The sequence below is a fragment of the Bacillus sp. TH25 genome, from assembly GCF_016650935.1.
Classification (GTDB): domain Bacteria; phylum Bacillota; class Bacilli; order Bacillales; family Bacillaceae_G; genus Bacillus_A; species Bacillus_A mycoides.
This window is the reverse complement of the sequence record NZ_JAEKEU010000037.1, coordinates 429,549-442,216: the sequence shown is the minus strand read 5'-3', so window position 1 is coordinate 442,216 and position 12,668 is coordinate 429,549. Positions and strand designations below refer to the sequence as shown.

Annotated in this window: 11 protein-coding genes and 1 pseudogene; 4 read left to right on the top strand and 8 right to left on the bottom strand. The window is 33.9% G+C overall.

The window, feature by feature from the left end; all coding sequences use genetic code 11:
• Nucleotides 1-38 precede the first annotated feature (38 nt).
• A complete protein-coding gene (locus tag JFT89_RS21210) occupies nucleotides 39-1,760 on the bottom strand; it encodes a DUF2339 domain-containing protein (protein WP_201040558.1) in 1,722 nt (573 codons plus the stop codon).
• 134 nt (nucleotides 1,761-1,894) lie between these two features.
• Nucleotides 1,895-3,196, bottom strand: coding sequence for a branched-chain amino acid transport system II carrier protein BrnQ1 (gene brnQ1, locus JFT89_RS21205; RefSeq protein ID WP_407707174.1), 1,302 nt, complete (start codon nucleotides 3,194-3,196; stop codon nucleotides 1,895-1,897).
• Nucleotides 3,197-3,449: 253 nt separating this feature from the next.
• On the opposite strand from brnQ1, the gene JFT89_RS21200 reads away from it, so the two are divergent.
• A complete protein-coding gene (locus JFT89_RS21200) occupies nucleotides 3,450-4,835 on the top strand; it encodes a peptide MFS transporter (protein ID WP_016097243.1) in 1,386 nt (461 codons plus the stop codon).
• A 30-nt stretch (nucleotides 4,836-4,865) separates the two neighbouring features.
• Here JFT89_RS21200 and JFT89_RS21195 read toward each other — a convergent pair whose 3' ends face one another.
• The 5 genes from JFT89_RS21195 to JFT89_RS21175 form a co-directional block, all read right to left on the bottom strand.
• Nucleotides 4,866-5,945, bottom strand: coding sequence for a YHYH domain-containing protein (locus JFT89_RS21195; protein ID WP_201040557.1), 1,080 nt, complete (start codon nucleotides 5,943-5,945; stop codon nucleotides 4,866-4,868).
• A 144-nt stretch (nucleotides 5,946-6,089) separates the two neighbouring features.
• On the bottom strand, nucleotides 6,090-6,722 hold the full coding sequence (locus tag JFT89_RS21190; RefSeq protein WP_002063812.1) for a class A sortase: 633 nt from the start codon (nucleotides 6,720-6,722) through the stop codon (nucleotides 6,090-6,092).
• Between the two features lie 116 nt (nucleotides 6,723-6,838).
• On the bottom strand, nucleotides 6,839-7,312 hold the full coding sequence (locus tag JFT89_RS21185) for a DUF2178 domain-containing protein (protein ID WP_016097241.1): 474 nt from the start codon (nucleotides 7,310-7,312) through the stop codon (nucleotides 6,839-6,841).
• Complete coding sequence (locus JFT89_RS21180) at nucleotides 7,305-7,532, bottom strand: helix-turn-helix transcriptional regulator (protein ID WP_078185072.1); 228 nt, start codon at nucleotides 7,530-7,532, stop codon at nucleotides 7,305-7,307. Before JFT89_RS21180 ends, JFT89_RS21185 begins: the two co-directional genes overlap by 8 nt.
• A gap of 103 nt (nucleotides 7,533-7,635) precedes the next feature.
• Nucleotides 7,636-8,907 (bottom strand): 3D domain-containing protein, encoded by a 1,272-nt coding sequence (locus tag JFT89_RS21175; RefSeq protein WP_002010551.1) that lies wholly within the window; start codon nucleotides 8,905-8,907, stop codon nucleotides 7,636-7,638.
• Between the two features lie 645 nt (nucleotides 8,908-9,552).
• Here JFT89_RS21175 and JFT89_RS30835 point away from each other — a divergent pair.
• Nucleotides 9,553-10,071 (top strand): annotated as a pseudogene (locus tag JFT89_RS30835) (methyl-accepting chemotaxis protein); the annotation flags it as partial.
• Between the two features lie 132 nt (nucleotides 10,072-10,203).
• The gene (locus tag JFT89_RS21165; protein WP_002010553.1) at nucleotides 10,204-11,016 is read left to right on the top strand and encodes an undecaprenyl-diphosphate phosphatase; all 813 of its coding nucleotides are present in this window, start codon (nucleotides 10,204-10,206) and stop codon (nucleotides 11,014-11,016) included.
• A 124-nt stretch (nucleotides 11,017-11,140) separates the two neighbouring features.
• Here JFT89_RS21165 and JFT89_RS21160 read toward each other — a convergent pair whose 3' ends face one another.
• A complete protein-coding gene (locus JFT89_RS21160) occupies nucleotides 11,141-11,344 on the bottom strand; it encodes a hypothetical protein (protein ID WP_016097240.1) in 204 nt (67 codons plus the stop codon).
• A gap of 171 nt (nucleotides 11,345-11,515) precedes the next feature.
• On the opposite strand from JFT89_RS21160, the gene JFT89_RS21155 reads away from it, so the two are divergent.
• Complete coding sequence (locus JFT89_RS21155; protein WP_201040556.1) at nucleotides 11,516-12,667, top strand: VanZ family protein; 1,152 nt, start codon at nucleotides 11,516-11,518, stop codon at nucleotides 12,665-12,667.
• Nucleotide 12,668 lies beyond the last annotated feature (1 nt).

The following is a 12,668-nucleotide window of genomic DNA, read 5'->3' as shown; positions in this document are numbered from 1 at the left end:
TACAGTAAAAGGCAATCCGTAAATGGATTGCCTTCTTTTCACTTCTCTTCTTTTGAAAAAAACATTCTTGAAATAACGATACCTATACTACCTACGATTAAGAATAACACCGCCCTAATCATCATCGACACCTCTGGTAGGTCGAGAAGGAATAACTTCCCTACTGTTACTACTAATACGACTAATCCAGCATATAATATTTCGTTCATCTGTCTATAACGGCCAAACCAAACTGCAAATAAAGCATATACCATCCATAATAATGATACAGATACGCTAATTATACTTCCATCTGTAGAAAGAACTTCACCGATCCTAGTAATTGTAATAAATACAATAACCATTAACGAGTAGAGCGCTATAGAATAAACATATTTACCTAAACTCGCTAACACTTCTTTTGCTTGTATCATGCAATAATAGAACGTTCCTATTAAAATAATATGAGCGACAAACCCTGCTGAAATGAACTCATCAAACGGGCTAAAAATCGTCTGTACCATTCCAATCGCATAAATCGTTGCACCTACATACAACTTAATATTTTGCTTTACTTTAATAGCAGTAACCATACCGAGGAAACCTTGTAACAATAATACGATCGCTGCATTCACCAAACTGTACTCGTATAAAATCGCTAAACTAAATGATCCCATTGCAAAGCCAAATATTAGATTTGAAAATACAGAATGTTTATTCTTCCTATATTCAAGTACAAACATAACAGCATGCACAAATGCACTTATAACTAATCCCCACGTTGTAAATTCAGGAATTTGAGAAATGGATAAAATAAAGAAAACTGCATTCGCACTAAATATCGCCAATCGTGCTTCTTGTATAAACCTTCTCTCCGAAAACATATGCCAAAATAATAGTAAATGAATTGCACCGTATACAACTGTTAACTGTACTTGCACATTCTCTACTAATATTGACATAACAACAAAGAAGACAAATAGGACAATTGCCGCAACAACATAAGAAATCATATACAAGTACTTATAACGGTTTCTCAATGCATACCATAATAGGCTAATTGTTAATATCGTCTCATAACTAAAGAAGATATACGTATTAGGAGTCGTACTATTTAACAAGAAAGGAACAAAAAATGCTCCCACCGCTACGAAAATAGCGAGATATTCCGATCTATATCTTTTCGCTAAATAAATCCCTAAAACAACCCATACAATATTACAGATAAACGCAATACTTGCAGGAATAAACTCATATAAATAATGTGCCGCAAACGTTGTTAAAACAATTCCCGTAATACTTCCTCCAGCTAATACTAACCCTAACGCTTGCCGCTCTCTTTTAATTTGTATATCTCCTACGTAATACAAACCGGCAGATAGTACTATACCAAACAAAACCCGTATCGCTGGTGTCAATAATCCGGCATCTACCCCTGCTTTGAATAACCAAATAACGCCAAGTAGCATAATACCGACAAATATGCGTGGTAACCACGTTTGACAAAACTTTATAATATTAAATGGTTCTGGTTTAAATGCAGATATATCTACTTGTTTCACCTCTGGCTCTTGCATGGACTTCCTCGTCTTAACTACATCTTCTTGTAACTTTTCATTACTTACCGCTTCAATATATTCTTTCTTTTCTTTATTAACATTTTGTTGAACTTTATCTACTTCTATTTTCCTTTGTTTTGCTTTCAACTCAAAAAGTGCTTCTTGCATCGTTTCAATTGCCGTTTCGAGCGCTTCTATTTTCTTATTTAAATCCTCCTTCATACACTCCCCCCTCATCATTTCCAACTAAACCTATATATTACCAATTAACTTTATCATACTCTTAGTCTATTCATTTTCAATACTATTTTTCCAAAAAAGAAAGGTGTTTTCCCAAATCGGAAAACACCTCTTACTTATTTCTTCTTATTTATAGCGATACTAACAATTACACCGAGGCAGACACCTACAAATGCCGGAACAATCCATCCTACACCTTCTGTATAAAACGGAAGCATTTTTAGTAGTGGTGTCCATTTATTCATCAGCACACTTTTGTTTAAAATATCAATCGCACTAAATACCGCTACGAGTCCAATCGTTACCGAATATACGTATACATACTTTCCAATATACTTATGGAATAACCCTAAAATAATAAGCGTTAGTGCAACTGGATAAATAAATCCAAGAATCGGTACCGATACTTTTAAAATTTGCGTTAATCCTAAATTAGCTAAAACCATACTAACAAAACTTAATATAAATGCCCAAACTTTATAAGATACTTTCGGAAATACACTTGTGAAAAATTGACTACAAGACGTAACAAGTCCAATGGAAACGCATAGACAAGCGACAGTAAAAATAAGACCTAATAAAACTAACCCACCTTGTCCAAATAATGTCGTCATAACTTGTGCTAACACTTTCGCACCGTTATCAAATGTACCCAACGAACCGCTAATTGAGCCAACATATCCAAGAATGACATAAATAATAGATAATAAAAGACCTGCTCCAATACCAGCAATACTCATATATTTCGCTAAACCTTTATCATCTTTTACACCTTTTGCACGCAGAGCATTTGCAATAACAATCCCAAATATTAAAGCTGCTAACGCATCCATCGTTAAATATCCATCTAAAAATCCTTGGAACATAGGAGCTTGTCCATAATTTCCTGCAGGCTCTTTCACACTGCCTACTGATGTAAACATACTTTTTATAAATATAATAGCAATCATACATAATAATAAAGGCGTTAACACCTTTCCAAACAAGCCCATTAATTTAGACGGTGATAAACTTAACCAGTAAACAATACTAAAGAAAATAGCCGTGTACAATAACAAAACTACGCTACCCGCTTCTGGGAACAACTGGCCTGGCCCCATTTCAAAAGCTAAACTTCCTGCACGTGGTATACCAAGACCTGGTCCAATAAATAAGTACACAATACACGGAAAAATAATTGCAAATGAAGAATGAACCCTGCCCGCTAACGTTTGAAAACTCCCTGCTTTCGCAATAGCGATAACACCTAATATAGGAAGCCCTGTTGCTGATATAATAAAACCTAACAATGCAATCCATACATGTTCTCCTGCTTCATATCCAAGGAAAGGTGGAAATATAAGATTTCCGGCCCCAAAGAACATAGAGAATAACATAAGACTAATAAGCAAAATTTCTTTTTTCTGTAACAATTTCATTTCTTTCTCCTTCTTCAATTTCACCTTACATGAAATCAATTCCACAAATAAAAAAATGCGGTAATCCGCTTCCTTACAAAGAAAACATAGTCCATAGTCTATCACAAAAGAAACACCCATTCTATAGCTATTTCCCTTTTCAAATTTCTTCTGAAAAATCAACCTTTATTGACTTATAATAGTTAATAAGGTAAAATATTAATCATACAATACTATTAACTTTGTTTTTTGCTTGTGTCAGGAGGAAAATCACATGGAATCAACGATACAACTAGAAAGAGAACAACAAAGAAAAAAGAAACATCCTCCCGGTTTATACTTACTCTTCTTTACAGAAATGTGGGAAAGGTTTAGTTACTATGGATTACGAGGATTATTAACATTATATTTAACAACAGCTTTAGTAAGTGGTGGTCTTGGGTTTAGTCCCGCTTGGGCACTCTCTATTTACGGATTTTATACTGGTGCTTGTTATTTTACACCATTGATCGGTGGATACTTAACGGACCGTTTTCTAGGCAAACGAAAAGCCATCACAATTGGTGGTATAACAATGGCAATCGGTAACCTTACACTATTTTCCTTGCAAAACCAAGTCGGTCTATACCTCGGATTAGCGCTTATTATTATCGGTAATGGATTCTTCAAACCGAATATCTCTACACTTGTTGGAGAATTATACGAAGAGCACGATCCAAAACGTGATAGTGCATTTACAATATTCTACATGGGTATTAACGTCGGTTCATTTTTAGCTCCACTCGTTTGCGGATTTTTATCAGAAAATTTATTTAAAACAACAGTGGACGGTGTTGTTCATTTCGGATTCCGTTACGGTTTCTTAGCCGCTTCAATCGGAATGATCATTGGACAAATTTTATTTACAACACTATCTAATCGCTTCCTTGGTGATATCGGTAAAAAACCAACTCGCGATTTGCAAACAACAGATGGACAACCAACAGTAGGAAATACACCATTAACAAAAAAAGAAAAACAACATACAGCAGTTATCGTCATTTTAACGTGCTTCGTTGTCTTCTTCTGGGCTGGTTTTGAACAAGCTGGTAGTTCGTTAACATTATATACAAATAAATTCGTTGACCGCTCCGTATTCGGATGGGAAGTACCAACGTCTTGGTTCCAATCGGTCAATCCGTTATTTATTATTTTACTTGCACCAGCTATTTCAGCATTATGGGCGAAACTGGCAACTAGAAAAAATGGTGACATGAAAATCCCAACAAAAATGGGACTTGGTATGATCTTACTCGGTATCGGTTATATTGTTCTTGTTATCGCTACATTAAAAACAGGCAGTGACGAACATAACATTACAGAAAAAGCAAACTTACTATTTATCGTCTTTACGTATCTTTTCCATACGTTAGGTGAGCTATTCTTATCACCTGTCGGGCTATCAATGGTTAGTGCTCTCGCTCCAGTAAAACTAGCCTCTTTATTAATGGGCGTATGGTTAGCAAGCTCAGGTATTGCTAATATTTTAGGCGGACAGCTTGCAAGCTTCACAACTTCACTTGGATATGCTGAAGTATTCACAGTTATTGGCGCTGTGGCGATCGTTTTAGGTTGTGTTTTATTATCAATTTCTAAGAAATTAGTGAAATGGATGGATTAAAAAAAGATGAGGAATTTTCCTCATCTTTTTTTACGCTTTCTTTCCCTTTTCTATTGCTTGTTCATACAAGCCTTTATGTTCTTTATATTCACTTGGCACGAAACTCTTATAGAAGAACGAAAGCCAGCTGTCTCCTTTTTTATATCCTTCTTCTCGAATTTCCGCTGCCTTTTTATTTGATTTAAATCCTTCAGTAAACCATTTCTTTAATGTTTCATTCTTTTCATACTTAGCAGGAATTTTTAAATCATAATTTTCAAATGCATATGTATATCCAGCTTTTTCCGCTGCCTTTTTAGCAGACTTATATCCTTTTTCATACGCGGTTTCATATACTTTCACATATGTATCCTTTTCAGTATTTCCAGGTTTCTTTTCAGCTAATTCTTTACCAGCCTTTTCACCAAGTTCCGCTTGTTCTTTTTCAATCTTTTCGGTTCTCTCTTTATTACCTACTTGGAAACCTTCTGCAAAGTTCCCCTTAAACTCAGGAGTAATTTGACTATCGTCCATTGCTTCTTGTGTTAACCCTTGCTCTTTACCTTTTTCAAAATGCGCTTTTTTCTGTTCTTCTAAAGACCATGCCGCAGCATACGCAGTTGTAAATGCTTGTTTATATGCATTTGACTTTCCAGCTACATGTCCTTCTGCATTATTCTTTCCTGCTTTAAAATCTGTCTCTCCACTTTTTTGACCTTCAAGCTGTCCTTTTTCCATGTCAGCTTGGCGCTGGGCTTCCTCTTGCTTACGTGCCTCTTCTGCTTTTCTTTGCTCTTCGGCTACACGTTGTCTCTCTTCTTCAGCTTTACGTTGTTCTTCTGCAGCTCTTTGCTTCTCTGCCTCCGCCTTACGCTGTGCTTCTGCTTGTTTCTCCGCTTCTACAGCACCATTATTATTTTGACTAGGCGCAGGGCTTGTTGTTCCGCCGCTAGAAGCTGGTTTATTGTGATAATGATATTCCCCGTACTGCAATCCCCATTTTTCACAATTTGTACGACACGTATGTCCACCATTAGCATCTGTACGTCCTGGATGTGCATAAGCAGAAATTGGCGCTACCAATAACGCTACACTTGTTGTTAAAAGAAGTTTTTTTACTTGCTGTTTCACTTTTGTTCCTCCCAAAATCTAGAATCATTACTTTATTATATAAAAATAGAAAAATATTTAAATACCAACTAAAATATTCTTTTATTTCTCAACATTGGATAAAAAAGAAGGTTCACTCTTTAAAGAGTGAACCTTCTTTTTTCTTTATTTCTTAGCCTTTGTTCCTACTAAATCACCCGTAATAACAAAACGCTTAGAATTATCCTTAACAGATACACATGTAATAAGTGTTATCTCATCTTTCCCATGATCCTCTACAACTTCCCATTTATCAGGAGTCACTTCAGATACACCAGTAACAGTATACTCATATTCATTTGCATTGTCATACAAATAAATTTTATCGTTCTTCTTTAAAGTTGATACATCACTAAATAAAACACCTTTTTTTGACATATTATGCCCTGCAAGTGCATAATTCCCTTGTCCCATTACTTGATTTTCTCTTACAGTTGCCGCACCTGATAATAAATTCTTTTCAGTCGATGCTTTTAAAACAGGAAGTTCTAATGAGATGCTCGGAATTGAAATACGACCGATTACTTGTTTTTTATCTAACGATGCACTCGCTACTTCTGCCAAGTCTGGTTGATTAATTTTTGAAGCATCTACAAATTCTGTATCATGCTTTTCATATTCCATCTTTTGAACAGCTTGTACATTCGCTGTCTGCTTCTTTTCTGCCTTATATCCATCATAAAATGGCTTTCCGATTAATACACCACCTACAACAAATAGAAGGATTGCTACTATACTATAAATTCTTTGCTTATTCATATACAATTCCTTTCCGTTACAAAATCTTACTCTATATAAAATGATAAGATAATATTGCTATATGTACAAGTATAAGCTGAAAAGAAACCTTCTTGCTTATGCAAGAAGGTTTCTTTTCAAGCTAATTTATTTTTGTATAGGGATATGTGAAAGACTGTCACTTGAGTCAAATAAATCAAATATACAACATATAAAGGATATGCTGGAATATACAAATTTGCTACAGGTGTAAGTATTAATAATCCTAGTGCACAAGGTAATACAAACCACAATGATACAAATGTTGTTCGACATGCTCTATCTGTAATATCCTTCTCACGTTCATCCTCTTGGGGAAATAATAAAGGATACAATCGCAATGATGATTTTTTATATTTCTTCTTATGCAATCTTTTAAAAAACGCTAATATGATCGCTACAATAAATAGTAATACAACAGGTGTCAAACTCATTGTTATTTTAGATGGCAAACTCTCATTTTTAATAATATCAGCAAACTGTATATAAAAATCATAAAGCTCTACAAATGCCCAGCATGCCAATACACTGTAAAATAAATTTATGATATATGAAGCAATAATCCTATTCATCCTCTTCCCCCTCCTTATTTAAAACAAACACATCTTCCATCTTTAACTCGAATACATCACAAATCGTCAGTGCTAGTAACAATGAAGGAACGTAATCCCCTTTTTCAATTGCAGCGATCGTTTGTCTCGTCACTCCTACCTTTTCTGCTAATACACTTTGCGTAAAATTAAAACGAGCTCTTAATTCCTTCACCTTATTGCAAATGGTCAAATTTACCACCTCTTACCATCATTGTATGCTGTTCTTAACAAAATGTAAACTCAACTTAACATTATTTTTACAAAAAAATCCAACTTTACGTTTTGTAAAGTTGGATTACGTTTTAGTTTAAAATTGTAACTTTAACATTTTTTCTGCCCCAATTACTAGACGAGGCTTTATCCGGCATTAAAACATCGATTTTGTGACCTTTAATCGCGCCACCAGTATCTGCTGCAATTGCAATTCCATAGCCTTCAACATTTACAGTAGATCCTAATGGAATAACAGATGGATCCACCGCAATTAATTTCATTCCTGGGTTTGCAGTTAAGTTATAAGGCTTACCACCCGGTCCCCATGCAGAATATACTTGTTGACCTGCTGCATAACCATTTTCAGATGGATCTGCTGTATAAGCTGTTGCGTGTACATACATTTCTTTTCCGCCAGCAGTTACTTTAGGCTGTTCAGGCTCTACTTTCGAACTATTATTAGCAACTGGTTCAGCTGGTTTATTAGCTTTTTCTTGCTTTTGCTTTTCAGCAACTTCCGCTTGCGCTTTTGCTAAAGCTTCTTGCTCAGCCTTTGCAGCTGCTTCCGCTTTTGCACGCTCTTCCGCTGCAATTCTTGCTGCTTCTTGTTCACGAGCGATTGTTTCTTGTACTGCCTTCATATTTGATTCAATTTTAGCCTTTTCTTCTGCTGCTAAATTAAGTTGGCTTGCAACCTGATTATATTTAGCTTGAACTGTTTGTAAGTTATCTTGACGTTTTTTCAAGTTATCTTGCAAATCAGCTTGTGCTTTTGCTAATTTTTGTTTATCTACTACTAAAGATGCTTCTTTTTCATCAATCTCTTTTTTATCTTCTTCAATTTGACGAAGATCTTGTTCTTGTAGACGTAAAATTTCTTTATCTGCTTCTAGAATAGTCGTAACTGCGTTCATACGTTGTATGAAATCTGCAAAGTTTTTTGATTCTACAACAACTTCTACTACTAAACTCGTATTTGAGCTATTTTGAACAGAAACCATACGTTTTTTCATAATATCCTTACGAGCAAGGACTTTATCTTCTAAAACGACAATTTCGTTCTTTTTTTGTTCAATCTGCTTATGTGTTTCATCGATTTTACGTTGAATAGCAGCTTGATCCTCTTTATTTTTTGCAATTGTATTATTTAAATTATGTAGTTCATTTTCGATACCTTGAATTTCTTTACTAACAGCTTGCTTCTCTTGCTCTTTCTTCTGCATATCTGCATCGTTTTGCTGCAATTGCTGTTGCATGTTGTTAAGTTTCTCGTCGTTTGACTCTGCTTTTACAGCGACTGTACTAGAAAGAACGATAATTCCTGCTAATACTAGACTACTGATTCGCTTAAAATAGTTCATAATCCGACTCCCTTCTTATACAGTTATACATGATTTATTTTACAGTTTGTTTACAGAACCATTAAATACAGTTTATTTTTCATGACAAAAAAAGGGAATTATGAATAAAATGTAATAGATTCTTAAATATTTAACAATTCCTATATTTAAAAATTATAAAAGATGCTAAAATCCAAATATAGAGAAAATATAACTTCTAAAGGCGGTTGAGATAAATACATGTTTACTCAAAAGAAAGCACTCCAACATAAAATTGATCAATTAGAAAATCGTATACAAGAGCTAGAAACAGAATTAAAACAAAAAGATATTGAAAGCCAAGAGACTATTTCTTCTATCCACGACCGTGTACAAAGCGTTGTTCAAGAGCATCAACTTGTAAATAACCAGCACCATACACTCCAAAATTTAATTCAACAATTAAACTCATGTTTTGAAAATGTTTCAACACGTACGACACATTCCAATGAATTAAATAGTGAAATGTTACAAAAAGAACAAAGCTTAATTCAGTCTATTGAAGAAATTATCGATTGCTCTAATGAAGGAAAAGAATCTGTTCACCGTTTACTTATTGTAATTAATAAATTAGGTGAACAATCTCAGCGCACGTCTAATAGTATGAATCATTTAAGTGAACGCTCAAAAGAAATCGAGCAAATTGTAGAAGTAATTCAAAACATTGCTGCGCAAACAAATTTATTAGCGTTAAATGCAAGTATTGAAGCTGCACGTGCTGGAGAGCATGGAAAAGGATTCGCTGTTGTTGCCAATGAAGTAAGAAAACTAGCAGAAAGCACAGCGGAGAGTACAAAAAACATTGGCAATTTAACGAAAAAAATCCAAGAGGAAATTGAAAAAGCGTACGAAAATACAAAAGATAATTTACATTTAGTTGATGAAGGTGTAGAAATGAGCGCCGATACTAACGCTAGAATTGAAAATATTTTAATAATGATTCAAACATTACAAAGTGGCGCTACAAATGTTATTAAAGCTATCGAAAACCAAAAATCTTGTAATGATGATATATTAAGAGAATTTGCAAACACTCAACAAATGTTCCAAAAATTAAATACTACTATTATGAGCCATATTCATGATGCTGAAAAAGTCGATGTTCAATTGACTAAAGGTCTTCAAGAAACAGTATCTTCTCATTAACAATAAAAACCCCTTATATCGCTATAAGGGGTTTTTATTATATTTCGAATATTTATTCCTTCTCAATATTCATCTATATCTTTGTTATAATGGAAAAGTTATTTCTTTCGACTAATACACAAGGAGGATGTTATGGAACAATTTTATTACATTTTGAAGTATTTAATTCTTGGTCTATTCCAAGGACTAACAGAACCAATTCCGATTTCTTCAAGCGGTCATCTCGTTTTAGCACAGCATTTGCTAGGACTAAAAATAGAAGGGTTTAGCTTTGAGCTACTTGTTAATTCAGCTTCATTATTAGCTGTATTACTTATTTATAGAAATGACTTAATTCGTCTAACAAAGAATGGTCTATCTTATATATTCACAAGAGCAGAAGATGCAAAATCAGATTTCTTCTTTATTATTTACCTTGTTATTGCAACCATTCCAGCAGGTGTAATTGGAGTTTTATTTAAAGATTATATCGACCACTATTTAAAAGGCGTTAAAATGGTTGGGATTTCCCTTCTTATTACTGCTATCGGCCTTTGGATTATTCGAAACTTACGTGGACGTAAAAATGATGGCGACCTTTCTATGAAAGATGCAATCATTATTGGTCTAGCACAAGCTTGCGCACTAATTCCTGGTATAAGCAGGTCAGGTGCTACAATCGTAGCAGCAATGTTACTTGGTATGAAGCAAGAAACAGCTCTTCGTTTCTCATTCTTACTATACATCCCTGTTAGCTTAGGTGGTTTATTGTTAAGTATTACAGACATTGCAAACGATCCAAATTTAGATACATTATTTGTACCTTATATTGTTGCTTTCATCGCAACATTTGTCATGACATATATTTCATTAAAATGGTTTATGAACATTATGGCGAAAGGAAATTTAAAATATTTCTCTTTCTACTGTATTATCGTAGGTGTGCTAACTATCATTTTCTTATAAAGTGAAACTTTAATCAGTGGGGGTTTTGTTCATCTCCAACTGAATTTTGAGGTGGGAGTTTTACTGCCCACAAATAGCGGGATAAAAAACCACTTACTGCCCTCATACAGTAAGTGGTTTTTCCTTATGCATAAACTTTTTTTTCCTGACAATACAGGCGAATAACATGTGTATTTTTTTGAAATAAATCATGTGTTAAGCGAATAATAATAAAGTTTCGTTTTTTGTTATCATCATGGACAAAAACCTGTTCCCCCTCTTGAAAACACCATGCGCTTTCAAAAGTCGTAATATGACCCCCGCTTACTGAAAAAAGCTCATATTGCATATCTAGTACCCTCTCTCAACTTATATAATCACAATATCCTTATATTAAATTTAGTACAACTTAATTTCGATAAAATTTGTAATTCTTTCTATTTCGAAATATTTTAACTTTGTTTTATACTCTTTTTAGCGCTATAATGATAAACGAATTTTTATTGAAAGGAGCTTCATTTTGACTGCATATTTATTTCCAGTAAAAACAGCATTTATTTTATTTCCTATTTTAGCAATGTTTCTCTTAATCCCTTTTTTAATATTTAATTATCGAAAATACGGTTATTTAAATAAATGGCGTTCATTTATTTTATATTCATTATTACTCTATTTATTAAATGCCTATTTTCTTGTTATTTTACCTTTGCCACAAACATATGACACATGTAGCCTACAACCGGCTAATACACAGCATATGCAACTCTCGCCATTTTATTTCGTACAAGAGATTAGTAATCATACATCGGCAATTTTGACGAAGCCAGCTACCTATTTCTATTTATTAAAGGAATCTGCGTTTTTACAAGTCGCTTTTAACGTTCTACTAACCGTTCCATTCGGTATTTACTTACGTTATTATTTCCGACGTAGTTTCTTACAGACTATTTGTATTTCTTTTTGTCTTTCACTATTTTTCGAGCTAACACAGGTGACTGGATTATACGGTATATATAATTGTGCCTATCGCCTATTCGATATAGACGATTTGTTTTTAAATACATTAGGAGGAATCACTGGTTTTATTATCGCACCAATATTTACGTACTTCCTTCCGAAAGCGAGCGAGTTAGATAGTCATATTGATTTAGAAACGAAACCAGTTGGATTCGTTCGTCGTCTCATTGCTATGCAAATTGATTGGATTTTCTTATCTATCGTTGTACCTTTCATTAAAAACAAAGGAAACTCACTATTTATTTCTAACATCCAATCTTATACAAATGTATACGAACTCCTTTTCATTGCATGTTCAATCTTAATTTACTTTATTATCATCCCATACTTTACAAATGGAAGAACAATAGGGAAAGCGTTGCTTCGTATTTACATTAAAGGACAAGCAGAGCGTATTACACTAAAAGAATTATTCATTCGTTACGGTATATTCTATTTCATTTTAGGTGGAATCAATTATATTCTTTCTAGTAGCTCTATCTTAAATCATACAGAGCCTTTAGTATTACTAGTTATACTGTTATTCCAATTTGGAATTAACGGTCTATTTATTATTCATGTTTTATTACACATATTTAGCCGTGATAAGTTACTATTTTACGAGCACATTAGTCAAACAAGAAATGCGATTATACTAAAAAAAGCTGACAAATAAT

Excerpts from the sequence above, each read along its gene's own strand:
- JFT89_RS21210 (WP_201040558.1), bottom strand. The coding sequence starts at position 1,760 with ATGAAGGAGGATTTAAATAAGAAAATAGAAGCGCTCGAAACGGCAATT.
- brnQ1 (WP_407707174.1), bottom strand. The coding sequence starts at position 3,196 with ATGAAATTGTTACAGAAAAAAGAAATTTTGCTTATTAGTCTTATGTTA.
- JFT89_RS21200 (WP_016097243.1), top strand. The coding sequence starts at position 3,450 with ATGGAATCAACGATACAACTAGAAAGAGAACAACAAAGAAAAAAGAAA.
- JFT89_RS21190 (WP_002063812.1), bottom strand. The coding sequence starts at position 6,722 with ATGAATAAGCAAAGAATTTATAGTATAGTAGCAATCCTTCTATTTGTT.
- JFT89_RS21185 (WP_016097241.1), bottom strand. The coding sequence starts at position 7,312 with ATGAATAGGATTATTGCTTCATATATCATAAATTTATTTTACAGTGTA.
- JFT89_RS21175 (WP_002010551.1), bottom strand. The coding sequence starts at position 8,907 with ATGAACTATTTTAAGCGAATCAGTAGTCTAGTATTAGCAGGAATTATC.
- JFT89_RS21165 (WP_002010553.1), top strand. The coding sequence starts at position 10,204 with ATGGAACAATTTTATTACATTTTGAAGTATTTAATTCTTGGTCTATTC.
- JFT89_RS21160 (WP_016097240.1), bottom strand. The coding sequence starts at position 11,344 with ATGCAATATGAGCTTTTTTCAGTAAGCGGGGGTCATATTACGACTTTT.